The organism is Fundidesulfovibrio terrae, assembly GCF_022808915.1.
GTDB lineage: Bacteria > Desulfobacterota > Desulfovibrionia > Desulfovibrionales > Desulfovibrionaceae > Fundidesulfovibrio > Fundidesulfovibrio terrae.
Map to the genome: position 1 here is coordinate 1 of NZ_JAKZFS010000002.1, position 25,511 is coordinate 25,511.

The 25,511-nt window shown below is 64.2% G+C and carries 25 protein-coding genes and 2 rRNA genes; 8 read left to right on the forward strand and 19 right to left on the reverse strand.

The window, feature by feature from the left end; genetic code table 11:
• The 4 genes from ML540_RS07170 to ML540_RS07185 form a co-directional block, all read left to right on the forward strand.
• Positions 1-84: ribosomal RNA gene (locus ML540_RS07170) — 23S ribosomal RNA — on the forward strand; the annotation flags it as partial.
• A 53-nt stretch (positions 85-137) separates the two neighbouring features.
• Positions 138-253: ribosomal RNA gene (gene rrf, locus ML540_RS07175) — 5S ribosomal RNA — on the forward strand.
• Between the two features lie 312 nt (positions 254-565).
• Complete coding sequence (locus ML540_RS07180; protein ID WP_243359665.1) at positions 566-1,306, forward strand: SDR family oxidoreductase; 741 nt, start codon at positions 566-568, stop codon at positions 1,304-1,306.
• A gap of 54 nt (positions 1,307-1,360) precedes the next feature.
• Positions 1,361-2,332, forward strand: a complete 972-nt coding sequence (locus ML540_RS07185; protein WP_243359667.1) for a DMT family transporter — start codon at positions 1,361-1,363, stop codon at positions 2,330-2,332.
• A gap of 63 nt (positions 2,333-2,395) precedes the next feature.
• Here the strand turns inward: ML540_RS07185 and ML540_RS07190 are convergent, their stop codons facing one another.
• The 12 genes from ML540_RS07190 to ML540_RS07245 all read right to left on the reverse strand — a co-directional run bounded on the left by ML540_RS07190 (position 2,396) and on the right by ML540_RS07245 (position 14,268).
• Positions 2,396-3,757, reverse strand: a complete 1,362-nt coding sequence (locus ML540_RS07190; protein ID WP_243359668.1) for a DUF945 family protein — start codon at positions 3,755-3,757, stop codon at positions 2,396-2,398.
• A gap of 73 nt (positions 3,758-3,830) precedes the next feature.
• Positions 3,831-4,946: a bifunctional diaminohydroxyphosphoribosylaminopyrimidine deaminase/5-amino-6-(5-phosphoribosylamino)uracil reductase RibD gene (gene ribD, locus ML540_RS07195; RefSeq protein WP_243359669.1), complete on the reverse strand. Its 1,116-nt coding sequence runs from the start codon at positions 4,944-4,946 to the stop codon at positions 3,831-3,833.
• Positions 4,947-4,956: 10 nt separating this feature from the next.
• The gene (locus ML540_RS07200) at positions 4,957-5,418 is read right to left on the reverse strand and encodes a deoxycytidylate deaminase (RefSeq protein ID WP_243359670.1); all 462 of its coding nucleotides are present in this window, start codon (positions 5,416-5,418) and stop codon (positions 4,957-4,959) included.
• Positions 5,419-5,535: 117 nt separating this feature from the next.
• Complete coding sequence (glyA, locus tag ML540_RS07205; RefSeq protein ID WP_243359671.1) at positions 5,536-6,774, reverse strand: serine hydroxymethyltransferase; 1,239 nt, start codon at positions 6,772-6,774, stop codon at positions 5,536-5,538.
• A 22-nt stretch (positions 6,775-6,796) separates the two neighbouring features.
• Positions 6,797-9,067, reverse strand: coding sequence for a glycosyltransferase family 39 protein (locus ML540_RS07210; RefSeq protein WP_243359672.1), 2,271 nt, complete (start codon positions 9,065-9,067; stop codon positions 6,797-6,799).
• A gap of 35 nt (positions 9,068-9,102) precedes the next feature.
• Positions 9,103-10,344: a beta-ketoacyl-ACP synthase II gene (fabF, locus tag ML540_RS07215; protein ID WP_243359673.1), complete on the reverse strand. Its 1,242-nt coding sequence runs from the start codon at positions 10,342-10,344 to the stop codon at positions 9,103-9,105.
• A gap of 63 nt (positions 10,345-10,407) precedes the next feature.
• Complete coding sequence (acpP, locus tag ML540_RS07220) at positions 10,408-10,641, reverse strand: acyl carrier protein (protein WP_243359674.1); 234 nt, start codon at positions 10,639-10,641, stop codon at positions 10,408-10,410.
• A 36-nt stretch (positions 10,642-10,677) separates the two neighbouring features.
• Positions 10,678-11,424: a 3-oxoacyl-[acyl-carrier-protein] reductase gene (gene fabG, locus ML540_RS07225; RefSeq protein ID WP_243359676.1), complete on the reverse strand. Its 747-nt coding sequence runs from the start codon at positions 11,422-11,424 to the stop codon at positions 10,678-10,680.
• Positions 11,425-11,487: 63 nt separating this feature from the next.
• A complete protein-coding gene (locus ML540_RS07230) occupies positions 11,488-12,483 on the reverse strand; it encodes a beta-ketoacyl-ACP synthase III (protein WP_243359677.1) in 996 nt (331 codons plus the stop codon).
• Positions 12,484-12,495: 12 nt separating this feature from the next.
• Entirely contained in the window at positions 12,496-13,548 is a 1,053-nt protein-coding gene (plsX, locus tag ML540_RS07235) for a phosphate acyltransferase PlsX (RefSeq protein WP_243359679.1), read from the reverse strand.
• Entirely contained in the window at positions 13,532-13,717 is a 186-nt protein-coding gene (gene rpmF / locus ML540_RS07240) for a 50S ribosomal protein L32 (protein WP_243359680.1), read from the reverse strand. Before rpmF ends, plsX begins: the two co-directional genes overlap by 17 nt.
• A gap of 20 nt (positions 13,718-13,737) precedes the next feature.
• Positions 13,738-14,268 carry a YceD family protein gene (locus tag ML540_RS07245; protein WP_243359681.1) on the reverse strand — a complete coding sequence of 177 codons (531 nt, stop codon included), beginning with the start codon at positions 14,266-14,268 and terminating at the stop codon, positions 13,738-13,740.
• A 149-nt stretch (positions 14,269-14,417) separates the two neighbouring features.
• On the opposite strand from ML540_RS07245, the gene rpmB reads away from it, so the two are divergent.
• Positions 14,418-14,630 carry a 50S ribosomal protein L28 gene (rpmB, locus tag ML540_RS07250; protein ID WP_243359682.1) on the forward strand — a complete coding sequence of 71 codons (213 nt, stop codon included), beginning with the start codon at positions 14,418-14,420 and terminating at the stop codon, positions 14,628-14,630.
• A 212-nt stretch (positions 14,631-14,842) separates the two neighbouring features.
• On the opposite strand, the gene ML540_RS07255 is transcribed toward rpmB, so the two are convergent.
• The 3 genes from ML540_RS07255 to ML540_RS07265 are packed head-to-tail and all read right to left on the reverse strand — an operon-like array spanning position 14,843 to position 17,114.
• Complete coding sequence (locus ML540_RS07255; RefSeq protein WP_243359683.1) at positions 14,843-15,511, reverse strand: ABC transporter ATP-binding protein; 669 nt, start codon at positions 15,509-15,511, stop codon at positions 14,843-14,845.
• A 9-nt stretch (positions 15,512-15,520) separates the two neighbouring features.
• A complete protein-coding gene (locus tag ML540_RS07260; protein ID WP_243359684.1) occupies positions 15,521-16,681 on the reverse strand; it encodes an ABC transporter permease in 1,161 nt (386 codons plus the stop codon).
• Positions 16,682-16,691: 10 nt separating this feature from the next.
• The gene (locus ML540_RS07265) at positions 16,692-17,114 is read right to left on the reverse strand and encodes a DUF2318 domain-containing protein (RefSeq protein WP_243359685.1); all 423 of its coding nucleotides are present in this window, start codon (positions 17,112-17,114) and stop codon (positions 16,692-16,694) included.
• Between the two features lie 271 nt (positions 17,115-17,385).
• Between ML540_RS07265 and gltX the strand changes: the two genes are divergently transcribed.
• The gene (gene gltX / locus ML540_RS07270; RefSeq protein ID WP_243359686.1) at positions 17,386-18,762 is read left to right on the forward strand and encodes a glutamate--tRNA ligase; all 1,377 of its coding nucleotides are present in this window, start codon (positions 17,386-17,388) and stop codon (positions 18,760-18,762) included.
• Between the two features lie 231 nt (positions 18,763-18,993).
• Here gltX and ML540_RS07275 read toward each other — a convergent pair whose 3' ends face one another.
• The 4 genes from ML540_RS07275 to ML540_RS07290 all read right to left on the reverse strand — a co-directional run bounded on the left by ML540_RS07275 (position 18,994) and on the right by ML540_RS07290 (position 24,305).
• Positions 18,994-20,790, reverse strand: coding sequence for a methyl-accepting chemotaxis protein (locus tag ML540_RS07275; protein WP_243359688.1), 1,797 nt, complete (start codon positions 20,788-20,790; stop codon positions 18,994-18,996).
• Between the two features lie 304 nt (positions 20,791-21,094).
• The gene (locus tag ML540_RS07280) at positions 21,095-21,955 is read right to left on the reverse strand and encodes a PEP-CTERM sorting domain-containing protein (RefSeq protein WP_243359690.1); all 861 of its coding nucleotides are present in this window, start codon (positions 21,953-21,955) and stop codon (positions 21,095-21,097) included.
• 284 nt (positions 21,956-22,239) lie between these two features.
• Complete coding sequence (gene gmd, locus ML540_RS07285) at positions 22,240-23,331, reverse strand: GDP-mannose 4,6-dehydratase (protein WP_243359692.1); 1,092 nt, start codon at positions 23,329-23,331, stop codon at positions 22,240-22,242.
• Positions 23,328-24,305, reverse strand: coding sequence for a GDP-mannose 4,6-dehydratase (locus ML540_RS07290; protein WP_243359693.1), 978 nt, complete (start codon positions 24,303-24,305; stop codon positions 23,328-23,330). The genes gmd and ML540_RS07290 overlap by 4 nt, the downstream gene beginning before the upstream one ends.
• Before the next feature lie 228 nt (positions 24,306-24,533).
• Here ML540_RS07290 and ML540_RS07295 point away from each other — a divergent pair, with 228 nt between their 5' ends.
• Entirely contained in the window at positions 24,534-24,833 is a 300-nt protein-coding gene (locus ML540_RS07295) for a hypothetical protein (RefSeq protein ID WP_243359695.1), read from the forward strand.
• Between the two features lie 43 nt (positions 24,834-24,876).
• Entirely contained in the window at positions 24,877-25,428 is a 552-nt protein-coding gene (locus ML540_RS07300) for a periplasmic heavy metal sensor (protein WP_243359698.1), read from the forward strand.
• Positions 25,429-25,511: the final 83 nt, after the last annotated feature.

Sequence of the window (25,511 nt, forward strand, 5' to 3'; positions counted from 1 at the left end):
AGACTACCTGGTTGATAGGCCGCAAGTGCAAGTGTAGTGATACGCTCAGCTAAGCGGTACTAATAGCCCGTTCGGCTTGACTCGCATTAAGTACTTTACGCGTTCCTCCCTTATTTACTTAATATCATCAGGAATTTCCTGGTGGCCTTTGAGGAGGGGGTACACCCGATCCCATTCCGAACTCGGAAGTTAAGCCCTCCATCGCCGATGATACTGCTAGGACCGCTAGTGGGAAAGTAGGTCGCCGCCAGGTTCCTTCAAGAAAGGCCCGCACCAAAATGCGGGCCTTTCGCTTTTCGGGCGGCCTCGCTCGAAACCACGCCTGATCATCCGCTCCACTCACCCCCATCGTTCAACGCGAAGCGGAAAAGGATGCCAAAGGAACGAAGTTCCTTTGGCAGGAGAGTCCAGAGAGGGCAGCGCCCTCTCTGGCCGCCGGAAGCGTCTTCAAACTCTTCGCCTCGCTCTTTAATCCGCCAGGATATTGGACATACCGGCGCACTCGGCGCATGATAGAGCCTGACAGCCGGCGGCATTCTTCAGCCGCAGCATAAGGAGGCGCGCCATGAGCGATCAGTCACCAAGAGCAGTCATCGTCACCGGAGCCTCGCGGGGCATAGGCCGTGCCGTGGCTTTGCGCCTTGCCCGGGACGGCTTCGACATCGTGCTGAACTACGCGGCCAACGAGGTCCTGGCCCAGGAGGCCGCGGCCGAAATCCAGACCTTGGGCAGGCATGCAGTGTGTCTGCGCGGCGACGTGGCCGTGGAATCGGACGTAGAGCATCTTTTCACGGCCGCTATGGCGCGGTTCGGCGCCGTATTCGCCGTGGTGAACGCGGCGGGCATCCTGAAGATGCTGCCGCTGGCCGCCTGCGACCCTGCCGACTTCGACCGCATCACGGCCGTGAACATACGTGGGACGTTCAACGTCCTGCGCCACGCCGCGAAGCATCTGGCGCAAGGAGGGCGCATCGTGACCTTCTCCAGCAGCGTGGTGGGTATGAACATGCCCGCCTATGGCCCTTATGCCGCGTCCAAGGCCGCCGTGGAGGTGCTGAGCCGCACGATGGCCCAGGAGCTGCGAGGGCGGCAAATAACGGTGAATGCGGTGGCTCCCGGCCCTACGGCCACCGAGCTTTTCTTCGAGGGCAAGACCGGAGAGCTGATCGACCGCCTGGCCAAGCGGTCGCCATTAGAGCGCCTGGGCACACCCGAGGACATCGCAGGGGCCGTGTCCTTCCTGTTGGGGCCCGATGGCGGTTGGATCAATGGGCATGTGCTTGCGGCCAATGGCGGATTCATCTGATTACCGGCCAGGCGGCTGGGCGTATTCCGACGTAAAAGGGCAGATGTAAAACACATGGGACAGACAGCGGCGCGCCATGGGGCGGTGGGCGCGGCGGGGCTTGCGTGCGCGTTCGGGGGGGCCTCCCTCTGGGGGCTTTCGTTCGTGGTGCCCCTTTTCATGACCGGGATTTCGGCCTGGGACGTTTCCCTGGGACGCTACCTCGTCTTCGGGACCATAGGCGCGGCGTTCATCCTGCGCGCAAGGGCGTCCGGCAGGGGCCTCACCGGCAGACAGTGGGCCAAGGCCTTCGTGTTTGCCGCCACAGGATATTACGGCTGCTACACGGCCATGGTGATGGCCATCGAGGCCGGCGGCGCGGCGTTGCCCACACTGGTCATGGGGCTCACCCCGGTGAGCGTGGCCGTGGCGAGCAACCTACGCACCCGCGAGACGTCTTTTTTAAGCCTGGCGGGGCCGCTGGCGTGCATTGGCGCCGGTCTGGTCCTGGTGAACCTGGCGCGGCACTCGCAGGGGCTGGGCGGGGGCAACCTGGTCGTATGCATGGCCGCAAGCGTTGCGGCGTTGGCGATGCTGACCTACTATCTTGTGGCCAACATCGAATTCCTCATCCGCAACCCGGAATTGACGCCGCTCACCTGGGCCAATGCCACGGGGTGCGCGCTCCTGGTGTTCGCCCTGGCGGCCCTGGGTGCGCGCTTGGCCGTGGGCAACGGCTTCCCCTGGGAAGGCACGCCCACCGGCGCGGTGCAATACGGGCTATGCTGCCTGATTCTTGGGCTGGCCGTGTCCTGGCTGGGCGGGGTGCTGTGGAACAAGGCCAACGCGCTTCTGCCGCCAACCTTGGCCGGGCAGTGCATCGTGTTCTGGCCCTTGTCCGGGATCATCTACGCCTACGTGCTGCAGCGGGCGTTTCCGGGGGGCCGGGAAATCCTGGGGATGTCCCTGATCTTCGCCGGAGTGGTGTGGGGAATCCGGGCGGCGGGCAAAAGCTCCCGGCAGGGGCGTGCGGCCGAAAAGAAATAACGCCCCGGCCCGCGGTTCCCGGGCCGGGGCGGCTTCATTCGCTGGGGCAGAAGGCCCGGGGCGTCACTGCAGACGCTTGCCGTTGACCGCGAGGCCCACGCCGTCCCAGACGGCGACCGAAGCCAGCCGGTCTCCGGAAGGCACGAGGATGCCTTGCAGAACCAACTGGTCGAGCTGGACGGCCATCTCCTGCCTGAGTGCCGGATCGGACGACGGGCGCTTGGTCTTGTTTTGGGCCAGCAGGCAGGCCAGCTCCAGCACTCCTTTTGCTGGGCCGTCGAGCTTGGCCGTGGCGCGCAGCATGGACGGGATCAGCGCGGCGTTGGCGGGCACCTGCTTCATATTCTCGGTGTTGACGGTGGCCTGAAGAGTGACCGGCCCCAGATCCCCTTCCAACGCCTTGAGGGAGAAGTCGAGCCGGGGCGACCGGGCCAGGAGGGAGTTGCCCACGCGCAGCAGGTCCTCCTGCGGCGAGCCCTGCGGGAGGGCTCCGGGTGTTGCTTGCTTCTGGAGGATGCTCTGGAGTTCATCCAGGGCGGGGACGTCCAGATTGGCGACGGCCAGGGACACCGTTGCCGGGATAACCGTCCCCGCCTGGTCGAGTCCGATCCCGCCGAATTCCGCTGCGTAGTCGAGTAGGCCGCCTCTGGGTTTGAGATCGAGGTTCGCATACAATTTGTCCAGGTGGACAGGGGTATCGGGTGCGGCGGGCTGGATATCGAAGGATTCGAGAGCGACGCGGTAGGAACCGCCCCAGATTTTTCCCGTGATTCTTCTGGCCTTGGAGGTGAAGGAGAATCCGGCGAAAGTCGCGGAGGCCTTGCCGTCGCCCAGCCGGATCAGGGGGCAGCGCCCCGTCATCTCGCTCTCGGAGACGTCGGCGTTGAAGGTGACGGAGGCTTCAAGGGGCTGCCACTCAACCTGCAGGGATGTCCCGTTGTCCAGCTGAACGGTCCGGCTCGCCGGGGGGACGGCTATGGAGGTGACGCCGCTTCCGTCGAAAGCGATGCGGGTGCGGAGTGTCGTCTGGGCCAGCTCGGGGAGCTTCGCCAGGAAGTCCCGGGGGATTTGGGGTGTGTCCTGGTTTGCGGCGAAGGTGGTGTCGGTGATGGCCAAGCATGCCGCAGGTCCGCCGGCGAAGGCCACCGGGCCGTGGGACACGTCCAGAATCGCGTCCAGGGTGATAGGCTTTCCGGAAGCGGTCCTGCCCGGTTCGCCCGGCACATCGAAGGCGACGGTGTAGGTGTATCTGCTGGTGAAGATTCCCTGCCGTTTATCTTTCAGCTTACAATTTACGCCAGGGGCGTCGGCTTTCATCTGTTCCAGGCGAGTGTTCAAGACCGCTTCGGCTTGGCGGCCGACGAAATATGAGGCGGCGCAGTACGCGACAGCGAGAACGGCCAGAACCAGGGCGAGCTTTTTCACGAAAACTCCTCGGCGTAGATGTTGCGCGCAAATCAGGCCCGGCCGTCCGCGAGGCGCGGCCTCATGTCGGAAGTCACGCGGGTCCGTGAGGATCATCCTTGGGCATGTAGGTCAGCAGCAGGTCCTGCCCGCTGGGCCTGACTCCTGCCAGGCGCAGGCGGACGGCTTGCTCCATGGACTCCACGCAGTCGCCGGAAAAGACCGGCACGGCCATGGCGTCGCCGATGACTTTCGGGGCCAGGAAGTACAGAAACTCGTCCATGACGCCCTGTTTGACCAGGGAAAGGGCCAGCCTGCCGCCGCCCTCGCACAGGGTGGTGAAACATCCGGCCTCGCTACGCAGCTTGGCGAATCCGGCCGCAAGGTCCAGGCTTTCGCCGCTGGCGGGTAGCTCCCACACCCGCACGCCAAGATCCCGTAGCGCTTCGGCCCGTACCGACGCGGAGTTGAGGGCGTCGGTCCAGAAAATCGTCTGGTCGGGCCGACGGGCCAGAAGCGCCAGGGGGGCCGACGGTTCGGGCAGAAGCGATGTGACCACCACGGCCAGGGGCTGCTTGCCACCGTAACCGCCTTCGAGCCTGACTGTGAGCTGGGGGTTGTCCTGGCGCAGGGTGGCTCCGCCGACGATGACCGCGTCCACGCGGGCGCGCAGTTCGTGCACGGCGGCGCGAGACTCAGGGCCGCTCACCCATGCGGCGTGGCCTGTGCGCGAGGCGATGCGCCCGTCCAGAGTGGCCGCCATCTTGAGGATGTTGTAGGTGCGCGGCGTGAATTGCCAGACACGGAAATCGGCGATCATGTCCAGACATTCCCGCTCGAGCACGCCCACGGTCACGTCCACGCCCTTGGAGCGCAGGAACGTTGCGCCGCCGCCTTCAACGCGCGGGTTGGGGTCGGCGCAGCCCACCACGACCTTCTTGATGCCAGCCGCGAGAACCGCCAGGGTGCAGGGAGGGGTCTTGCCGTGGTGGTTGCAGGGCTCCAGGGTGACGTAAAGGGTGCAGGAGGATGTGTCCACGCTTTTGGACGCGGCGTCGGCCAGGCAGTTGACCTCGGCGTGGGCCTCGCCGCAGCGCTGGTGCCAGCCCTCGGCCACCACCTGTCCATCCCGCACCAGGACGGCCCCCACGCAGGGGTTGGGCGCGGTTGCTCCCTTGCCCCGGCGGGCAAGGTCCAGGGCGCGGGCCATGTGGGCTTCGTCAGGAGTTGTCGGGGCGTGACAGAGTATCAAAGTTCACTCCTGCTTCGGTGAGCATGTCCCGGGAGAGGTCGTCCGGGTATCCTTCGGCGTAGTGGATATTCTTGATGCCGCAGTTGATGAGCATCTTCGTGCAGATGATGCAGGGCTGGGTGGTGCAGTAGAGGTCGGCTCCGGCGATGGAGACGCCGTGGGTGGCGGCCTGGATGATGACGTTCTGCTCGGCGTGGAGGCCCCGGCAGAGCTCGTGGCGCTGTCCGGAGGGGATGCCGAGCTTCTCGCGCAGGCAGCCGATGTCCAGGCAGTGCGCGGTACCCGCGGGGGCGCCATTGTAGCCGGTGGCCAGGATGCGCTTTTCCTTCACCGCGATGGCCCCGACCTTGCGGCGCAGGCAGGTGGAGCGCTCGGCCACCAGGAAGGCGATACGCATGAAGTATTCGGGCCAGGGGAGACGTTGGTCCATGATCGGTATGCTCTCCATATTTTCACGGAAATTGCTGGGCGTAGCGCTCTTTGTCAAGAAACAAGAAAGGCCGCCGGACTTTCGCCCGGCGGCCCTAGAAACGTTTCTAGTGCGTTTCTACCAGGCGAACAGCGGGAACTGGCGGGCGAATTCCTTCACCTCGGCCTTGATGGCCGAAAGCGCGCTTTCGTTGTCCTTGGCGGTGATAGCGGCGTCGATCCAGGCCACCACCTTCTCCATCTCGGCCTCCTTCATGCCACGCGTGGTGAGCGCGGGCGTGCCCAGGCGGATGCCCGAGGTGACGAAGGGGGAGCGGGTCTCGAAGGGCACGGTGTTCTTGTTGGCGGTGATGCCGGCGGCGTCCAGGGCGATCTGGGCCTCCTTGCCGGTCACGTTCTTGTTGTTCAGGTCCACGAGCATCAGGTGGTTGTCCGTGCCGCCGGACACCAGGTCGTAGCCCAGGGAGGTGAGGCCCGAGGCCATGACCTTGGCGTTCTTGACCACCTGGGCTTGGTAGAGGGCGAACTCGGGGCGCAGGGCCTCCAGGAAGGCCACGGCCTTGGCCGCGATGACGTGCATGAGCGGTCCGCCCTGGATGCCGGGGAAGATCTGGGAGTCGATTTTCTTGGCTTCTTCCTCGCCCGCTAGGATGAGCCCTCCGCGTGGTCCACGCAGGGTCTTGTGGGTGGTGGAGGTGGTGAAGTGGGCCTTGCCGATGGGCGAGGGGTGCTGGCCGGTGGCCACCAAGCCAGCGATGTGGGCCATGTCCACCATAAGCATGGCTCCGACCTCGTCGGCCACGGCCCGGAAGCGGTCGAAATCGATGATGCGCGGATAGGCGCTGGCCCCGGCCACGATCATCTTGGGCTTGTGCTCGCGGGCGAGCTTTTCCAGGGCGTCGTAGTCGATGGTGCCGGTCTCCTTCTTCACGCCGTAGAAGACGACGTTGAAGAAGCGGCCGGAGAAGTTCACGGGGCTGCCGTGGGTGAGATGGCCGCCGTGGGAGAGGTCCATTCCCAGGATGGTGTCGCCGGGCTTGAGCACGGAGAAGTACACGCCCATGTTGGCCTGCGAGCCGGAGTGGGGCTGCACGTTGGCGTAGTCGCACCCGAAGATTTTCTTCACGCGGTCGCGGGCGAGGTCTTCGGCCACGTCCACGAATTCGCAGCCGCCGTAGTAGCGCTTGTGGGGGTATCCCTCGGCGTACTTGTGGGTCATGACCGACCCCTGCGCCTGGCGCACGGCGGAGGACACGAAGTTCTCCGAGGCGATGAGTTCCAGGCCGCTCATCTGGCGGTCGATCTCGCTGGCAATGGCGGCGGCGATTTCCGGGTCGCGGATGAAGATTTCGTCCATGGCTTCCTCTATGCTTTGAGTATTATTCGACCGACAGCTCGGTGAAGGCTGCGCTGTACGGCGATGGGTCCGCAAGGACCGGCGTGCCCGGCGAGTTCCAGGTCCTGTAAATGAATTTGATGGTGTTCCTACCCGCCTTGGCCGTGAAAGGCAATTCGTCTGCGGCGTTCGGGGTGAGCCATTTCCCTGGGGCTATTGGACCGATGGTCTTGAGGGCCTGCCCGTTGACCTCGATGCGTACCTGCTGGCCGGGCATGATGTTCAGCAGGCCGAAGCGCAGGCGGGCTTCGCGCTCGGCAGGCGCGGAGAATGTGACGGAGGTTTCCGGTCCGGTGGCCCACCGCCAGCGCTTGGGGCCGTCGGATTCGAGATCCCTGAGCCCCGTCACGGAGAGTTCCCGGTCGAGGTTGTCCGGGGCGAAGAAATCCAACCCCAGGCCAAGCGGCGTCACCGACAGCTGGAAGAAGGACATCAGGGAGAGGTTCCCCCCGGGATAGCCGGGGGTGGTGAGCGGCACATGGAACCTGAACCGCACGGTCAGTGTGGAAAACGGGGTGTAGCGCCTCAGGTACAATTTGGGTTCGAGCAGGACGAAATCCGCCTTTGGGGGCAGCTCCAAGCCCTTGTTGGCCAGGACGGGCACGGGTTGATCATCGTCGAACTGCGCCTCGATGGAGAATGTCCCGCCGCGCAGGCTGTTGCGGAACCGGGGGTGGATCTCGAGAGCGCAGGTGGCCGGGAGCGAATCATTTTTGAACACGAAGGAAAAAAAGCCGGTGTCGCCGTTGCGGGAAGGGTAGACGGAGTATCCCCGGTCGGAGAAGACGGTGATGTCGCGCAACTCGTGGACGTTGGCGAAAAACGAGTCGGGCTGGTTGGTGACGGTCGCGGTCTCCCGCAGGCGTAACGTTTGCGGGGTGAGACGCGGGATGGTCTTCTGCACCAGCCGGAAGGGGGGCAGTTCCGCCACGACGGTACCATCCTCAATATCGGGACGGGAAGCTATCGTGGTGATGGTCGTGCCCGTCCTGTCGGGAGCGAGGGAATTGCTCGTGAAATTCTGGTAGGGACAGATCTGGTCGATATACCAGCTGGTAGAGTAGTATTCCGTGTCGAATTGGGATCGGACGAATGTTCCCGGTGTGAGGAATTTCGGAAAATATGACACCAGGCTCTTCATGTTCGAGTCGACTTTGCAGAAGTTGCCCTCGTAGATGTAGTCGTTACTGAATATCTTTGAGGCAAGGGGCTGGGTCAGGGTGAACACGTTGGCCGAGCCAATCAGGAGGGCCACAAAGCAGGTAATCCACATCCTTACGTCGTTCAGCAGTGAGGACAGACAGAGTATGCAGAAGTATGGGATGAATATCAGATGCCAGGGATTGTAGTAGGACCCGTAGCGCAAGGCGATGATGACGGCCACGGGGAACAGCGAAGAGGAGGCGATGTAGTAGAAGAGTGGCCTGTTCGTCCGCAGAATCCTGAAAAGGCCGAGCAGGGCCAGGGCCGCGATTCCAAGGCGGATGAACGTGGAATCATGGAACGGAAAAAAGGCCCGGTTGAGGGCGGACCAGGTATTGGCGGCGACCTCCAGATAGGAGATCGATCCGGAAACCGGCTCGCGGCGCATCATTCCCAGCAGGAACGGGGTGACCGCCAGAAAGGGAAGCGTCACGGACAGGAGGAAGAACCAGGTCTTGCGTGAGCTGAGACGTTTGCCGTCGAGCAGGTAATAGGCCACCACCTGCGCCGGGAAAACGATGACGCTTATGAAGTGGGTAGAGTAGGCAAGAAAATTGACTGCGACCAGCTTGAGCCAGTCGTTTCGCGTGGACTCTCGCGCCAGCCGGCAGAACAACAGGCACGAGAGCGCGACAAGGCACAACCATATGGTGTATGGCCGCACCTGCCGGGAAAAGAGGATGAGGAAAGGGTCGGTGGCTACCAGGACCGAACCCACGATGGCCGCACGGGAAGAAAGGGTCTCCTTGAGCAGCTTAAAGCTGAGCCAGATGAGCAGCACTCCCGCGCCGAAGGCTGGAAGGCGCAGGATGAGATCCGAGTCGCCGCCCGCCATGAACGCCTTAACGAGCAGATGGAATCCTGGTGGGTGAACCTCGCAGCGCCTGCACCAGTCGAGAATGTATTCCACCGGATAGCGTGCCGTGAGGGGCACGACTAGTTCGTCCCAACGCAAAGGCGGGGCTTCGAGGTTCAAGAACCTCAAAACCCCGCCCATGAGCATGACAAAGATCAGGAAGCGGTTGGCTACCTTCTCGGCATCGTCAGTCACGCATTCCTGCCGAGAATTGGTCAACACGAGCGCGCCTACTCGTATTTCTTGAAAATCAAGCACGCATTGGTGCCGCCGAACCCGAAGGAGTCGTTCAGGACCGTGCGCACGGTGCGCTTCTTGGGCGCATTGGGCGTGTAGTCCAGATCGCACAGGGGATCGGGGGTCTCGTAGTTGATGGTGGGGGGCACCACGTCCTCCATGATGGATTTCACGGAGAAGACGCTTTCAATGGCTCCGGCCGCGCCGAGGCAGTGGCCGATCATGGACTTGTTGGACGTGACCGACAGCTTGTAGGCGTGGTCGCCGAACACGGTCTTGAGGGCCTGGGTCTCGCACTGGTCGTTCAGCTGCGTGGACGTGCCGTGCGCATTGACACAGTCGATGTCCTCGGGCTTCATGCCCGCCTCGCGCAGGGCGGCCGCCATGGCCAGGGCCGCGCCTTCGCCGGATTCCGGGGGGGCGGTCATGTGGTAGGCGTCGCCGGATGCGCCCATGCCCGCCACTTCGGCCAGTATCCTGGCTCCGCGGGCCTTGGCGAATTCGAGTTCCTCGAGCATGAGGATGCCCGCGCCCTCGCCCATGACGAAGCCGGTGCGGTCCTTTTCGAAGGGCCGCGAGGCCTTGGTGGGCTCGTCGTTGCGGGTGGAGAGGGCCTTGAGGGCGTTGAAACCGGAGAGGCCCAGGGCGGCGATGGTGGATTCCACGCCGCCGCAGATCATGGCCTTGGCCCGGCCGAGCATGATGTCGGTATAGGCGTAGCCCACCCCGTGCGCGCCCGAGGCGCAGGCCGTGGTGGTGCAGACGTTGGGCCCTTTCGCGCCGGTGAAGATGGCGGACTGCCCCGCGGCCATGTTGGCGATGAGCACCGGGATGAAGAAGGGCGACACCCTGCCCGGTCCACCGGCCAGGAGCTTCTTGTGCTGCTCCTCGATGGTGTGCAGGCCGCCCAGGCCGCAGCCGATGAGCGTGCCCACGAAGGGGGCCAGTTCGGGGGTGATTTCGAGCCCCGAGTCTTCCACGGCCATCATGGACGCCACAACGGCGTACTGGGTGAACAGGTCCATGCGCCGGGCCTGTTTGACCGGAATGTACTTGGACGGATCGAACCCCTTGACCTCGCAAGCGAAGGTCGTATCGAACCCGGAGGCGTCGAAACGGGTGATGGGACCCGCGCCGGACACGCCGTCCAGGAGGTTCTGCCAGCTGGTGGCGAGATCGTTGCCGATAGGCGTGATCGCACCCATGCCGGTGACGACGACACGATTGAGCTTCATGGGCATTGGCACCTTGAGGGAAAATAGGGCGGCCGGAAAACGGGTCCGGCCGCCAATGCTATGTTAGGCCTGCTTGGACGAGACGTAGTCGATGGCGTCCTGGACCTTGACGATCTTCTGGGCGTCCTCGTCGGCGATCTCGACGCCGAATTCCTCTTCCATGGCCATGATCAGCTCGGTGAGGTCCAGGGAATCGGCGCCCAGGTCGTCCACGAACTTGGCTTCGGGCTTGACCTCGTCGGCGGAAACTCCCAACTGGTCCACGATGATCTCTTTGACTTTTTCGGCGACGGACATGTTGCTCTCCTTGGAATAAGCGGGTGGTTGTTTTCGTTAGCGGTAAAGGCCGCCGTTGACGGCCAGCACCTGGCCGGTGACGTAGGCGGCCTCCGGCGAGGCGAGATAGGCAACAGCCGAGGCGACATCCTCGGGAGTGCCCATTTTTTTCAGCGGAATCTGCTCCAGGAAGGCGGCCTTGACCGCGTCGGGAAGCACTGCGGTCATGTCGCTCTCGATGAAGCCGGGAGCCACGGCGTTGACCGTGATGCCGCGCGGAGCCAGCTCCAGGGCGGCGGTCTTGGTGAGCCCGATGAGCCCGGCCTTGGCGGCCACGTAGTTGGCCTGCCCGGCGTTGCCCGACTGGCCCACCACGGAAACGATGTTCACGATGCGCCCGGCGCGGCGCTTCATCATGATCTTGGCGGCTTCGCGCAGGCAGGTGAAGGCTCCGGTGAGGTTCACGCCGATGACCCGGTCCCAGTCCTCGTCCTTCATGCGCACCAACAGGCCGTCCTTGGTGATGCCGGCGTTGTTCACCAGCACCTCAAGTTCCACCTTGCCCTCGATGTGCTCCTTGAAGAAGGAGGCCACCGCGCCCCGGTCGGAGACGTCCAGGGCCATGGCCTGGGCTTCGCCGCCCTCGGCCATGATGTGGGCGGCCACAGCCTTGGCCTCGTCGGGCTTGGAGACGTAGGTGAAGATGACGGAATAGCCGTTCTTGGCCAGACGTTTGGCCACGGCCGCGCCGATGCCGCGCGAGCCTCCGGTGACGAGAGCGGTGAGGCGGGGAGGGTTTTTCATGCTGGTTCCGGTATGAATTGAGGGTGCCTAACTCAATTGTTTAGCAAACTCAAACGTCATTTTCTAGACGAATTTGAGAAGCGCGGCGCCCCAGGTGAATCCGCCGCCGAACACGGTCAGCAGCACCCGCGCGCCGGGCTTGACCCGGCCTTCGGCCACGGCGTCGGCCAGGGCGATGGCCACGGACGCGGCCGAGGTGTTGCCGTAGCGGTCCACCGTGACCATGACCCGGTTGCCCGAGAACTTGAGCCGCTTGCCCACAGCCTCGATGATGCGCAGGTTGGCCTGGTGGGGGATGAACAGGTCGATGTCGTCCATGACCAGCCCGTTCTTCTCCACGATCTCCTCGCACACGGAGCCCATGGAGCGCACGGCGTTCTTGTAGACCTCGGGGCCGTTCATCTCGATGAAGAATTCGTCCTTGATGGTGTCGCCGAGCTTCATCGGCCAGCCCGAGCCGCCGCCCTTCACCGTGAGCAGGGGCCACAGGGAACCGTCGGCCTTGAGCACCACGTCCTCGATGACCGCCTGTCCGGGCTTGGGCTCGCGGTCGGAGACCACGATGGCGCCCGCGCCGTCGCCGAAAAGCACGCAGGTGGCCCGGTCGGCCCAGTTGGTGCGGCTGGTGGTGACTTCGGCGGCCGTGACCAGCACGGTGGAGCCGGGGCGCAGCGCCAGAGTCCCCCGGGCTGCCTCGATGGCGTAGAGGAAACCGGAGCAGGCCGCGTTCATGTCCACGCAGGCGCGTCCCCGGATGCCGAGCTTCTCCTGAAGGATGCAGGAGGCGGGCGGGCAGAACGCGTCCGGGGTGAAGGTGGCGTAGAAGATGTGGCTCAGGTCCGCCGCTTCGCGCCCGGCGCTTAACAGGGCGTTGGAGGCGGCCTTGGCGGCCAGGTCGCTGGAGGTCTCTCCGGGAGCGACGATGCGCCGCTCCTTGATTCCGGTGCGGGAGGTTATCCAGTCGTCGCTGGTGTCGACCATGGTTTCCAACTCGGCGTTGGTGAGCACACGATCGGGGACATGACGGCCAAAACCTTCGATAGTGAAGAGTCCGTGCATTGTGTGAGTCTTTTATTCGGCGTGGGCCGGGCGTTTGACGAAGTGGGCGAAGTCCTTGTTGGCGGCGAGGCCGGACTTGAGCTGGGCGGCAGCGTCCATGCTGATGAGCGTGCCGGCCATGTCCACGGCGTTGGCGATGGCCTTCTGGTTGGAGGCTCCGTGGCTGACGATGACCGTGCCGTTGAGCCCCAGAAGCGGCGCGCCGCCGTATTCGGCGTAGTCCATGAGCCTGGAGAAGCGCTTGAGGGCCGACAGGGCAAGGGTGGTGCCGATCTTGGCGAAGAAACCGCGCCTGAGCTCTCCCTTGAGGAGCCTGCCCAACGAAGACGCCAGTCCTTCGGCCTGCTTGATGACCACGTTGCCCACGAACCCGTCGCACACCACCACGTCCACCTCGCCGGTGAAGAGGTCGCGTCCCTCGATGTTTCCGACGAAGTCCAGCGAGGAGTTCTTGAACAGCTCGAAGGCTTCCTTGACCAACTGGTTGCCCTTGCCCTCCTCCTCACCGTTGGAGAGGATGGCCACCTCGGGGTGCGGGCGGTGCAGCAGGAGCCTGGCCATGACATCGGCCATGATGCCGAACTGCAGGAGGTTCAGGGCCTTGCAGTCCACGTTGGCTCCGGCGTCCACCAGCACAAGGGGGGCGCGCTCCGTGGGCAGGATGGTGGCCAGGGCAGGCCGATCCACGCCCTCGATGCGCCCCAGGGTGAAGAGGCTGCACGCCAGCACCACGCCGGTGTTCCCGGCGCTGATGAGTCCGTCGGCCTGGCCCTCCCGGACCAGGTTGCAGGCCACCTGGATGGACGAGTCCTTCTTCCTGCGCAAGGCCTCGGACGGCTTGTCGTGCATCTCCGCCACCTGGGTGGCGTGCACGACGCGCACGACGATGCCTCGCGTGTCGAGCTTGGAAAGCTCGGCAGCGATCCTGGGCTCGTCACCGACCAGAAGCAGGTCGAACTGCTTGCGCTTGGCGGCTTGCACGGCGCCGGGGACGACAACGTGGGGGCCGAAGTCCCCACCCATGGCGTCCACGGCGATACGGGGCCGGTTAGGACTGGGGTTCATCCCGCTTGAGCACCTGACGGCCCTTGTAGGTGCCGCAGCTGGGGCAGACCCTGTGAGGCAGGGCGGGCTCGCCGCAGGAGCACAGGATGACGTTGACGGCGGTCAGGGCGTCGTGGGAGCGGCGCATGCCCTTGCGGGACTTGGAGACTTTCTTCTTGGGGACGGCCATTTCCGTATACCTCTATATAATTAGTCTTTCTTGACAATGGTCAGGCCGCGCAGGGCGGCCATGCGCGGGTCCAGCTCGGCGCCGCCGCACTTGCACGGCCCCGCGTTGAGGTCCTGCCCGCAGGACGGGCACAGACCTTTGCAGTCCTCCGAGCACAACGGCTTCACCGGCAGGGCCAACACGAACTCTTCCCAGAGCAAGCCGCCGACGTCAAGCTCCAGGACGCGCCCCCGCCTTCTGAGCAGGGTGGGCTCCAGGGACTCTTCGCCGGGAATCGGCTCTTCCTCGAAGAGGTCGAAGCTCTGGTCCACGTCCACCCGCACCTCGCGGGTGCAGCGGTCGCACGGGGCGGAAACCGCTCCGGTGAGCCTGCCGCGCACAAGAGCCCCGCGCGGTTCGGGGGTCACCTTGAGCGTGGCCGTAAGCGGCGACGCGGGCGCGAAGTCCATGTTGAACTCGCGCAGGCCCTCGACCCAGAGCTCCTGGTCGTCGAAGTCGAACTCGCGGCCTTCAGCCGGTATGTCGGTTATGTCCAGCCAACGCTCGGCCATGGTTCTCCCTCCGGGAAACAAGGGTGAGTAATCGCGCCTTGGGGTTCTGTCAACAAAAAGCTTGCCAGGGCGAAAAAGTGCGTGTAAGCATCGCTTCCCTTTCGACGAGTATTTCATATTCCTGGGGTTTTCCCCGTTGGAGGTTTGATATGGCCAAGGTTTGTGAAAAGTGCGGCAAAAAGCCCCAGAGCGGCAACAATGTTTCCCACGCCAACAACAAGTCCAAGCGCCGCTTCGTGCCCAACCTGCGCCAGGTGCGTGCCCAGAAGGCCTCCGGCGAAGTGTGCACCATGACCGTGTGCACCCGTTGCCTGCGCTCCGGCACGGTGGTGAAGCCCGTCGTGCGTGAAAAGGCCGAGTAGGCTTTTTCGTTTTTTATTTCAGTCGATGACGCCGGACCGGGGAAACCCGGTCCGGCTTTTGTTGTTTCCGCACGTTCCTGAAGGACGGGCGCTTCCTGTCCCGAAACGAAAGGCCGGGCGGATGGTTCACATCCGCCCGGCTATGTACATTCGTTGCAGCGGCAAGCTCGCAGATGCGGCCTGCTTGGAGGACTCTCCAACGTGCGCGGGGATCAGCAGTTCGCCATCCCGTCCACTATCCTGCCGTCCTCCATGGCCACCACCCGGCCAGCCAGCTTGGCGTAGCCCAGGTCGTGGGTGACCATCACCAGGGTCACCCCTTCCTTGTTCAGATCGCGCAGGAGCTCGATGATGCCGTCGCCGTTTTTCTTGTCCAGGCTGCCCGTGGGCTCGTCCGCGAACATGACGCCCGGGCTCTTCACCAGGGCCCGCGCGATGGCCACGCGCTGCTGCTCGCCGCCCGAGAGCTTGCCCGGCAGGCGATCCTCCTTGCCCTTGAGCCCCACGCGCTCCAGGCAGGTGCGGGCCTTTTGCCTTATCTCCTCGCTCACGGGCCTTAAGCTGTTCATGTAGGGCAGCATCACATTCTCCACCGCCGTCAGGTAGGGCAGCAGGTGGTGCAGCTGGAAGATGATGGAGAAGTCCTGGTGGCGGAGTCCGTTGATCTGGCCCTCGCTCAGGGTCGAGACCTCGCGCCCCCGGTAGACCACCCGGCCCTGGTCGGGACGGAGCAGCGTGGAGAGCACATTCAGCAGGGTGGACTTGCCCGAGCCCGAACGGCCCACCACGCAGGCAAACTCGCCGTCCTCTATGTCCACGGACACCCCGCGCAGCACCTGGGTGTCGCCGAAAGTCTTGGATACCTCGATAGCTTGCAGCATGGCGCGCTCCTACAGCATGACCAGCGCCTGGCTGGGATCGGTGTTTGCGGCCTTCCAGGCGGGGATCACCGACGACAGGCAGGAGATCACCGCCACGCCGGAGAGGGTCAGGCCCAGGTGCCAGGGCTCCATGGCCAGGCTGGCCTCCTTGGCCATGTCCAGCATGTCCATCACCTTGAAGCTCACGCCGAAGCCGCCGAAGTAGCCCACCAGCCCGGCCACCACGCCGATGATCAGCGCCTCCAGGCAGAAGATGGAGAACACCGAGGACTTCGAATAGCCCAGGGACCTGAGCACCCCGATCTCGTGCTTGCGCTCGTTCACCGACGCCAGAAGCGACAGGGCGATCATGAAACAGGCCGTGAGCAGGAGGATCACGCTCACGATGAGCGCCAGGTGCTGCACGAAATGGACGGTGTACATGCGGCTCTTGACCACTTTCTGCATGGCCACGATGTCCACGTCCGGGAGCTTCTGCTGGATCTGGGCCACGATTTCGTCGATAGGGCAGCCCGAACACAGCGCGGCCACCTCGGCGAAATGGATCTGCCCCGGCTGGTGCATGGCTTCCTGGAGATCCGTGATGTCCGCGAAGACCACGTTGTCGTCCTCGCTTCCGGTCGGCAGGATCACCCCGGCCACGGTGAAGTCGCGGCCTTCGGCCTGGAAGGTGGCGCCGGGCTTGAGCGACAGGGCCTCGGCGGCCTTGGTCCCGACCAGGACCTCGCCGGGCTTGTCGGCCGGGCGGCCGTCGAAACCCCAGTAGTTCTTGATCATGAGCTCTTCGGCCCAGTCCACGCCGATCATGGCCACGGGGACGTCCTTGACCTTGGTCAGGGCCAGGAACTTGGGGGCCACGGCCGCGATGCGCTCCTTGAGTTCGATGGTGCGCACCGTGTCCACCTGCTCGCGGGTGAGGTGCCTCACGTCGAAGGACACGCTGCCCAGGCTGAATCCCCCGTAGCCCACGGCCAGGGTGTCCTCCTTGGGCTTGAGCATGATGTTGGCCCCGTAGGCGGTGAGCTTCTTCTCCATGGAGTCGCCCACGGCCTTGGACACGTAGTTGAGGGCCACCACCGAGCAGATGCCAGCGGCGAACACTACCGTGAGCAGCACCGTGCGCATCAGCTTGCGCCTGAGGGTGCGCATGGGAAGCGAGAGCAGGTTCATGGGCAGCCGCCTATTGGAAGTACTTGAGGCCCTGGGCCAGGTCGTCCTTGGAGATCACCACGTCGGCGCCGTCGATCTTGTTGGGCAGGGGATGCGGGTTGCAGCCGCCCTTGACCATGCCCACGCGCGAGACGTGGAACTTCTGGCCGCAGTTGACGCAGACCATGAATTCGCCCTGCTGCTTGTAGCCCTTCTTTTCGGGGAAGCACACGTCGCAGGCGTCCAGGGCCGAACGCACGGTGCCGTCCGGGGCCTTCACCACGAAGTACTTCACGGTGGTGCCGTTCACGTCCAGCTTGTAGAACTTGGCGGTGTCGCTCACGTCCTTGAGGGGGATCTTGACGGTGTCGTCGGCCGCATGGGCGGCCAGGGGCAGGGCCAGAAGCAGAAGCAGGGGAAGAAGGATGCGTTTCACGAAAGTGACCTCTCTCATGTGGATTTCTTGTCGGGGCGTTTGATGCCGCCGGGACCGGCGGCCTTGGTCCATGTAAGCACGGATGGCGGCCGGTCAAAGCCTTTCTGGGGAAGCAGGATGTATGCCACTGGCCATTCATTCGAAATGTCATGGAATTTTATATGACCCCAACCTGCCGTGTGCACAAAATTGCACATCGGTTTCTCCTTGTGCAATCACGTGCCCGGCGCGTTGACAGCCCCCCGGTCCGGCGCGTACCAGCGGGCCACCACGAAATTTCGGAGGCTCCATGAGCATCGTCACCCGTTTCGCCCCCAGCCCCACCGGTCAGCTGCACATCGGCGGCGCGCGCACCGCCATCTTCAGCTGGCTGCTGGCCCGCCAGGCCGGAGGCAGATTCCTGCTGCGCATCGAGGACACCGATACCGTCCGCTCCCAGGCCGCCTACACCGAGGGCATCCTGGCCTCCATGAAATGGCTCGGCCTGGACTGGGACGACGAGCCCATCTACCAAACGCAACGCTTCGACCTCTACAACCAGTACATCGATCGCATGGTCGAGGCCGGTTCGGCTTACTGGTGCTCCTGCACGCCCGAAGAGGTGGAAGCCATGCGCGAGACCGCGCGGGCGAGCGGCACCAAGCCCAAGTACGACGGACGCTGCCGCGAACGCGGCCTCGGCCCCGGACCCGGCCGCGTGGTGCGCCTCAAGGCTCCCCTTGGCGGCACCACCCTGATGGACGACCTCGTCCACGGCCCGGTCGCCTTCGAGAACACCGAACTCGACGACATGATCCTGCGCCGCTCCGACAACACCCCCACCTACAACCTGGCCGTCGTGGTGGACGACGCCACCATGGGCGTCACCCACGTCATCCGCGGCGACGACCACATCAACAACACCCCCAAGCAGATCCTCATATACAACGCCCTGGGTTTCCCGCTGCCCGTCTTCGGGCACGTGCCCATGATCCTGGGGCCGGACAAGAAGAAGCTCTCCAAGCGCCACGGCGCAACCGCCGTCTACGAATACGAGGCCGAAGGCATCCTGCCCGAGGCCATGCTCAACTGCCTCGTTCGCCTGGGCTGGTCCTACGGCGACAAGGAGATCTTCTCCCGCGAGGAGCTCATCGAGCACTTCTCCATCAAGGCCCTGGGCAAATCAGCCTCGGTGTTCGACCGCGAGAAGCTCCTTTGGCTCAACCAGCACTATATTAAGGAATGCCCGCTGGACCGCCTGGCCGCGCTCCTTACGCCCCATCTGGCGCAGCGCGGCTTCACCGGCCTTGACCGCGAGTACCTGAAAGCCTTCATGCCCCTGCTCCAGCCGCGCTCGCGCACGCTGTTGGAAATGGCCGACCAGGCCGCCATGTTCGTGGCCGACGCGCCCGAAATGGACGCCCAGGCCGTGGCCAAGTTCCTCACCGATGAGGTCAAGCCGCATCTGGCCGCCCTGGCCGCCATCTTCGCGGCCGCGCCCGTGTTCGAGCAGGAGCCCCTGGAGGCGGCCGCCAAGGCCTACCTCGACGAGAACGGACTCAAGTTCAAAACCGTGGCCCAGCCCCTGCGCGTGGCCCTCACCGGCAGGACCGCCAGCCCGGGATTGTTCGAGATGATGCAGGCCATGGGGCGCGACCGGGTGCTCGCGCGCCTGGGAAGAGTGTAAGAGAAGAGCTGGGGCGCTGCCCCAGACCCCGCAAGGGCTCCGCCCTTGACCCGCCAGGGGGATGATCCCCCTGGACCCTCAAATAGCTTCGCGGGCCTGAGACCGGCATGCCGGTCTCAGGCCCGCGAAGCTATTTGAGGGGATTCCAAAGGGACTCAGTCCCTTTGGCGGGAGAGTGCAGAGAGGGCGGCGCCCTCTCTGCCCGCCGGAGGCATCTTTCTCTTCGCTCTTCTAATTCAGCGCCGGTATCCCTTCGTCGTTCTTGCGGAAAGAGGCGATAAGCGAGGTCAGTTCGCGCGACTCGCCAGCCAGACCATGCATCGCGTCCGTGGCTTCGCTCATGCCCTGGGCGATCTCGGAGGCGATTCGGCTCACTTCTTCAACTGCCCGGCTGATCTGCTCGCTGGCGGCGGATTGTTCCTGCGAGGCGGTGGCGATGGCGGTGATCTGGTCTCCGGTGCCGGTGACCAGTCCGACGATGTCGTGCAGGGCGTTTTCGGATTCGGCCGCTTCGGTGGTGGCGGTAGAGACCGCCTGGGCGGCCTGGTTCACCAGATCGATGTTGGAGTGTATGCCGTCCTGGATGCTGGAGATGGAATCGCCCACTTCCTTTGTGGCGGCCATGGTTTTTTCGGCGAGCTTGCGCACCTCGTCGGCAACCACGGCGAAGCCACGCCCGGCTTCGCCCGCGCGGGCGGCCTCGATGGCGGCGTTGAGGGCCAGCAGGTTGGTCTGGTCGGCAATGTCGGAGATGACGTTCATGATCCGGCCGATGGACCCGGCCTGATCGCCGAGCCGTCCCATGCCGGATTCCAGCATTTCGGCAACGACGTTCACCTGGGTGATGGCGCTTTTGGCCCGTCCCACCACGTCGCGTCCTTCCTCTGCCTTGGTTTTGGCGTTGGCGGCCTGGCTGGCGGCGCTGGAGGCGCTCTGGGCCACCTCGAGCACGGAGGTGTTCATCTGCTGCATGGCGGCGGCGGTCTCGGAGGTGCGCGCTTCCTGGGTGGAGACGCCGCGTCCCACCACCTGCACCTGGCCGGAGAGCTGGCTGGTGGCGGCGGACATGCCTTCCACCACGCGTTCGAGGCGGTGGGCGGCTTCGAGCATCTCGCTCTGCCTGGCCTCGGCGCGGTTCATGGCCTGGCGGGCCTGTTCGGCGGCCTCGGTGGCGTTCTGGGCTTCGCGCTCGGCGTCGGCTTCCTTGAGGAGGCATTGCTGGATCATGGATTTGAGCTTGCCCACCATGTCGCGCAATCCGTCGGCCAGGATTCCAAATTCGTCGCGGGCTGTGATTTCCAGGGGCGCGTCCAGGTTCCCCTCGCCGACGGCGGTGGCGTATCTGGCCAAGGCAGTGGTGTTGCGGGCCAGATAGCGCGACGTGACCACGGCCAGCAGGGCGGCGAGCAGCGTGCCGCCGATCATGCCCAGGAGCGCGGCAAGCTTGTTGATGCGCGCGTCCCGTTCGCTCTCGGCCAGCGACTGTGCGGCGCTCTGGTTGATCTGGGCGGTCATGGCGTCGAGGCTGGCGAACAGTTTTTCGTTGCTCGCCAGGATGTCGCCCAGGGTGAGGGCGAGCATGCGGTCATAGGTTTCCTGGCCGTTGGTCTGGTGGAAGTCCTTTTCGAGGCTGAAGAACTGGTTGTTGAGATCCCTGGCCCGGACCAACTCGGATTGGAATTCCTTCCAGAGCTGCGCTTCCTTGGGCGTCTTCTCGAGTTTCTCGTAGAGATCCAGGCCCTGTTTGTATTTGGCCCGTGCCGACTCCACTTCGGCGAGCAGCGCCTCGCGCTTCTGGGGAGGAAGACCGGGCAGCATGAGGGATCGCTGTATCTCAACCACTTTGCGTATGTTGTCCTGCATGAGGAGAATACCCTGCATGCTGGGAATGCGTAAGGCTCCGAGTTCCGTCAGGCGGCCACCGATGGAACTATTGCACCACAGCGCAGACGATCCGAGCAGGATGAACAACAGGATGATCGTCCCGAAGGACGCAGCGAGTTTTACGGCAAGGTTGCAGTTTCTCATGCGAGGCAGCTCCTCTTGTACAGGTTCGAGAGGAATGGGAATGGCATATATTTTTCGCTTCCTGTTCGTAGAGAAAATGCCGGGCGCGCGCCAGTAGGGTTTCACGAAATTTATAAGTCAATGATGTGAAGAGCTATTTACGGTAAGATAATCGAAGAGAAGGTTGACATGTATTGATCATGTGTATGCATTGTCGCAGGAACGGTTGATGAGCGGCAGTGGCTCAGTCGCGGCACGGGCCTCGATGAAAACAAAAAAGGCCGCCCGGTTACGCCGGACGGCCTTTGGATTGTTCAGGAAGGGTTCAGCTCCGCGCGCCCTTGCGGCGTCTGGCCGCACCCAGTCCGAAAAGGCCGAGTCCCGCGAGGATCATGGTTCCCGGCTCCGGAGTGGCCACGGGAATGTCGGTGACCGGATGGTCCGGGTTATTGGGCGGGTCAGCCTCGGTCAGAAAGGCCAGGGGCGCTTTGGCGTTGGACGAGGGCGAACTCGCGTAAGTCTGCGGCACGTCGGAGGAGGCGCCCCCGGAGCGCGCCGGGGTGTCCGTCAGGGGGGGAGTCGTGTCCGTCGTGGGCGTCGTGAGAGCCGCTGAACGCAGGTAGCGCTCGAGCTGGCTGGCGTAGGACGTGCTGTTCCCGTTGTCGCTTCCGCTTCCCCCGCTACCGCCACTGCTCGACCCACTGTCCGAGGAGCCGGAAAAATTGCCGGACACGGGCAGGTAGCCTCCAGTTCCCGGATCGGAGCCCTGGAAGGGGCGTCCCCCGTGCCACTGTTGGGAGTGGGAGGAGGTGCCCAGGCTGTCCGAGATTTGCGAAAAGATTCCGCCGCGGGAGCCGGGAGTGTACGCTTGCTGCCACACCTGGGAAGCCATCAGGTCCATCGGTGCGTCCAGGGCGTTGAAGAAGAACGCCTCGGAGGAGAATTCCGGTCCGAAAGTCTGCATGTAGGCGGATGCCGCGGCCACATTCCGGATGATCCCGGTGGGGGCGGCCCGGCCCGCGAGATTGCTCAGAGGTGTCCTGGATAGGGGCTCGCCGGGAATCGAGTCGTCCGCCAGGACCGTTTCGTCGGTTTCGGACAGGGACGCAAATCTGTTGCCCGCGCTGACGATACAGACGCAGCCGATGATGCCGAGTGCGAAGAGTGCTATGAAGAGACGGCCCATCTTATGCCTCCCAGGGTATCCGCGATTCTCGGTGGTTCGTTGGCCCGGAAGTCATCCCCACTGATGCTGGGAGCTGGTGATGCTTGCAAGGCCCGCGAAGTGTAAAATTAACCGAAAATCATCGGGAAACTTAACACAAAGCGGGTGAAAAAACCGAAAATACACGCTTGGTAACTTTTCAAGCAATGAGCGTGCCGGATACGGAGTGTCCGGATAGGGAATTGCAAAAAGAAAAGGCCGGGTTTCCCCGGCCTTTCAGTGGCGCGAGCGCCGGCAAGGCGAGGTTATTCGTGAAAATCGAACGTCGCGAACCCCTTGTTTTTGCACAGAGTATCGCGTTCGGCGTCGCGCAGGTCCGCCTGGGCCATTTCCGAGACCATCTGCCTGAAGGTGATGCGGGGGGTCCAACCCAGCTGCTGGCGGGCCTTGGTGGGGTCGCCCAGAAGCGTCTCAACCTCGGTGGGACGGAAGTAGCGCGGGGCCACGGCCACGACGCACTTGCCGGTCTCGGCGTGGTAGCCCTTCTCGTTGACGCCTTCGCCCTCGAAGCGCAGGGGGATGCCCAGCTCTTCGGCGGTGGCCTGCACGAACTGGCGCACGCTGTACTGCTCGCCCGTGGCGATGACGTAATCGTCAGGGGTGTCCTGCTGCAGCATGAGCCACATCATCTCCACGTAGTCGCGGGCGTGTCCCCAGTCGCGCTTGGCGTTCAGGTTGCCCAGGTAGAGGCAGTCCTGCAGGCCCAGCTTGATTCGGGCCATGGCCCGGGTGATCTTGCGGGTGACGAAGGTCTCGCCGCGCATGGGCGACTCGTGGTTGAAGAGGATGCCGTTGCAGGCGAACATGTTGTAGGCCTCGCGGTAGTTCACCGTGATCCAGTACCCGTAGAGCTTTGCCACAGCGTAGGGGCTGCGCGGGTAGAAGGGGGTCTTCTCGGTCTGGGGCACTTCCCGGACCTTGCCGAAGAGCTCCGACGTGGAGGCCTGATAGACCTTTGTTTTCCCGGTGAGCCCGAGGATACGGATGGCCTCCAGGATGCGCAGGGTGCCCAGCGCGTCGCAGTTGGCCGTATACTCCGGAGTCTCGAAGGACACCGCCACGTGGGACTGGGCGGCCAGGTTGTACAACTCGTCCGGCTGCACCTGCTGGATGACCCGGATCAGGTTGGTGGAGTCGGTCAGATCGCCGTAGTGCAGGATGAAGCGCCGCCCCGTGACGTGCGGATCCTGGTAGAGGTGGTCGATGCGGTTGGTGTTGAAGAGCGAGGCGCGGCGCTTGATGCCGTGTACCTCGTAGCCCTTCTCCAGGAGCATTTCCGCGAGGTAGGCCCCGTCCTGTCCGGTGATGCCGGTGATGAGGGCGACCTTCTTCTTCATGCGAGGTTCTCCTTCGGGGACGTCTGCTCCCGTTCGGCCTTGACCATGGCCCTGGCCACCTCGGGCATGGCCATGGTGGCCTGCCAGCCGAGGCGTTCCCGGGCCTTGGAGGGGTCGGCGCGGCTGACAAGTATGTCGGTAGGCCGGTAGAGGCCGGAGTTGACGTCCACGTGTTCGGTATGGTCGAGGCCCAGCTCCGCGAAGACCTGGGCCGTGAAATCCTGCAGGGAATAGCTCTTGCCGGTGGCGATGAGAAAGTCTTCGGGAGCGTCTTGCTGGAGCATGCGCCACATGGCGTCAACGTATTCGCCGGCCCAGCCCCAGTCGCGCACCACGCCGGTGTTGCCCAGGCTCAGGCGCTCGCCGGATCCGGCCGCGATGCGGCAGGCCGTGGACACGATCTTGCGGGTGACGAAGCGGGCCGGGCGAAGCGGCGACTCGTGGTTGGTCAGGATGCCCGAGCAGGCGTAGAGCCCGTAAGCCTCGCGGTAGTTGGCCACGGACCAGTAGGACGCGGCCTTGGCCACGGCGTAAGGGCTGCGGGGCTTGAAGGGGGTGTCCTCGCTGGCCGGCTCGGGGGAGTTGCCGAAGCACTCCGAGGAGCATGCGTTGTACAGCCTGATGGGCTTGCCGAGCAGGCGCAAGAGCTCCAGAATGTTGATGGTGGCCACGGCCACGGACTCGAAGGTCTCCAGGGGCTGCTCGAAGGAAAGCCCCACGGAGCTCTGCCCGGCCAGGTTGTAGACCTCGTCCGGATCCACCTTTTCGATGACCTGCCACAGCCCCCGGAAATCGGTGAGCGAGGCCGAATGGATGGCCACCCTGTCCGCCACGCCCAGGGCCGCGAGGCCCGCCGTATTGGCCATGGGGGCGTCGCGCGAGGTCCCGGCCACCGTGTAGCCCTTGTCCGCGAGGAGCTTGGCCAGGTAGGCGCCGTCTTGGCCGGTTATGCCGATGATGAGGGCGGATTTCATGCGTTGTCCGGATAATTTCTCAAAGCGACCTTTCTTGGTACAAACGCGGGATAGTGTCAATGCCGAGCCGGAGGATTGCGCATGTGCATGTGCATGGTTTTGCACATGTGAAGTGTTTCACCGTGCACGCCGCGCAATAACATGCTGTAATAATTTATGATATGCTTTGGCATGGATGCTGCTTCATGGCAGCAAACGGCGCAAGCGATACGCGCCTTGGAGGCGGTCATGAGAAAGAGTCTGCTGGTGACGCTGGCTGCTGCGGCGATCCTGTCCACCACGGTCCTCAGCGCCCTGGCCTGCGGCGGCCCCGGAATGGGTCGCGGCTACGGAATGGGCGGATACGCGGGTGCCTCGTACTCCGGGCCGGGCGCATGCCCCGCCTACGGTGCGGGATCGGGCTACGGCCCCGGCGCGGGCCGGGGGTACGGATGGATGCGCGGCGGTTACGGCCAGAACCAGGGCGGTCCCCAGATGCAGGGCCGGTTCCCCGGGCAAGGCGGCCAGGCCGCACCGGCCGAGTTGTAACGCGGCGTCGGCCGATCACAAAGTTTCCTAAGGAGATACGTCCATGAAATCACGTCTTTCGATTCTGTCCCTGGCTGTGGTGGCCCTGCTTGCCGTCTCGTCCCTTGCCCTGGCTCAGCCCTACGGGCGCGGCCCCAACGCCTGGCTGGCCGGTGTGCCCCAGGAGAAGCAGGAGCAGGTGGCCAAGCTCTACGGTGAAGGCCGCCAGAAGCTCTACGAGCTGGAAAGCCGCAAGTGGGCCAAGCAGGCCGAGCTCAATGCCCTTCTGGCCTCCCCCAAGCCCGATTCCTCCAAGATCGAGGCCCTGGCCAAGGAGATCGGCAACTTGAGCTCCATGGTCTACCAGGAGCGCGTGGCCCTGCAGCAGCGCATCGCCAAGGAAACCGGCGTCAACATCCCCCTGGCCGGCGGCCCGGGCATGGGCGGAGGCTGCGGCGGCAACGGCTACGGCGCTGCGGGATGCCCCGGCGGTTCGGGCTACGGCCCCGGCGGCTGCCCCATGGGTCGCGGCGGCTACGGCCCCCAGGGCGGCAACCAGTCCGCGCTGCCCCTGTGCTGCCAGACTCCCGGCCAGACTACCGGCCAGGCCCAATAGTTCCCATACGCCTTCAACCTCCATCCCCTCACCTTGGAACCCCGCCCCCCACCGGCGGGGTTCCCTCTTTCGGGGGCCGATTG

Excerpts from the sequence above, each read along its gene's own strand:
- plsX (WP_243359679.1), bottom strand. The coding sequence starts at position 13,548 with ATGAACCCCAGTCCTAACCGGCCCCGTATCGCCGTGGACGCCATGGGT.
- ML540_RS07260 (WP_243359684.1), bottom strand. The coding sequence starts at position 16,681 with ATGAACCTGCTCTCGCTTCCCATGCGCACCCTCAGGCGCAAGCTGATG.
- fabF (WP_243359673.1), bottom strand. The coding sequence starts at position 10,344 with ATGAAGCTCAATCGTGTCGTCGTCACCGGCATGGGTGCGATCACGCCT.
- ML540_RS07200 (WP_243359670.1), bottom strand. The coding sequence starts at position 5,418 with ATGGACCAACGTCTCCCCTGGCCCGAATACTTCATGCGTATCGCCTTC.
- ML540_RS07275 (WP_243359688.1), bottom strand. The coding sequence starts at position 20,790 with ATGAGAAACTGCAACCTTGCCGTAAAACTCGCTGCGTCCTTCGGGACG.
- ML540_RS07230 (WP_243359677.1), bottom strand. The coding sequence starts at position 12,483 with ATGCACGGACTCTTCACTATCGAAGGTTTTGGCCGTCATGTCCCCGAT.
- ML540_RS07245 (WP_243359681.1), bottom strand. The coding sequence starts at position 14,268 with ATGGCCGAGCGTTGGCTGGACATAACCGACATACCGGCTGAAGGCCGC.
- acpP (WP_243359674.1), bottom strand. The coding sequence starts at position 10,641 with ATGTCCGTCGCCGAAAAAGTCAAAGAGATCATCGTGGACCAGTTGGGA.
- ML540_RS07300 (WP_243359698.1), top strand. The coding sequence starts at position 24,877 with ATGAAATCACGTCTTTCGATTCTGTCCCTGGCTGTGGTGGCCCTGCTT.
- rpmB (WP_243359682.1), top strand. The coding sequence starts at position 14,418 with ATGGCCAAGGTTTGTGAAAAGTGCGGCAAAAAGCCCCAGAGCGGCAAC.
- glyA (WP_243359671.1), bottom strand. The coding sequence starts at position 6,774 with ATGGACGAAATCTTCATCCGCGACCCGGAAATCGCCGCCGCCATTGCC.
- ML540_RS07265 (WP_243359685.1), bottom strand. The coding sequence starts at position 17,114 with ATGAGAGAGGTCACTTTCGTGAAACGCATCCTTCTTCCCCTGCTTCTG.
- ML540_RS07290 (WP_243359693.1), bottom strand. The coding sequence starts at position 24,305 with ATGAAATCCGCCCTCATCATCGGCATAACCGGCCAAGACGGCGCCTAC.
- ML540_RS07280 (WP_243359690.1), bottom strand. The coding sequence starts at position 21,955 with ATGGGCCGTCTCTTCATAGCACTCTTCGCACTCGGCATCATCGGCTGC.
- ML540_RS07185 (WP_243359667.1), top strand. The coding sequence starts at position 1,361 with ATGGGACAGACAGCGGCGCGCCATGGGGCGGTGGGCGCGGCGGGGCTT.
- fabG (WP_243359676.1), bottom strand. The coding sequence starts at position 11,424 with ATGAAAAACCCTCCCCGCCTCACCGCTCTCGTCACCGGAGGCTCGCGC.
- rpmF (WP_243359680.1), bottom strand. The coding sequence starts at position 13,717 with ATGGCCGTCCCCAAGAAGAAAGTCTCCAAGTCCCGCAAGGGCATGCGC.
- ML540_RS07255 (WP_243359683.1), bottom strand. The coding sequence starts at position 15,511 with ATGCTGCAAGCTATCGAGGTATCCAAGACTTTCGGCGACACCCAGGTG.
- gmd (WP_243359692.1), bottom strand. The coding sequence starts at position 23,331 with ATGAAGAAGAAGGTCGCCCTCATCACCGGCATCACCGGACAGGACGGG.
- ribD (WP_243359669.1), bottom strand. The coding sequence starts at position 4,946 with ATGGCCCGCGCCCTGGACCTTGCCCGCCGGGGCAAGGGAGCAACCGCG.
- ML540_RS07295 (WP_243359695.1), top strand. The coding sequence starts at position 24,534 with ATGAGAAAGAGTCTGCTGGTGACGCTGGCTGCTGCGGCGATCCTGTCC.
- gltX (WP_243359686.1), top strand. The coding sequence starts at position 17,386 with ATGAGCATCGTCACCCGTTTCGCCCCCAGCCCCACCGGTCAGCTGCAC.
- ML540_RS07180 (WP_243359665.1), top strand. The coding sequence starts at position 566 with ATGAGCGATCAGTCACCAAGAGCAGTCATCGTCACCGGAGCCTCGCGG.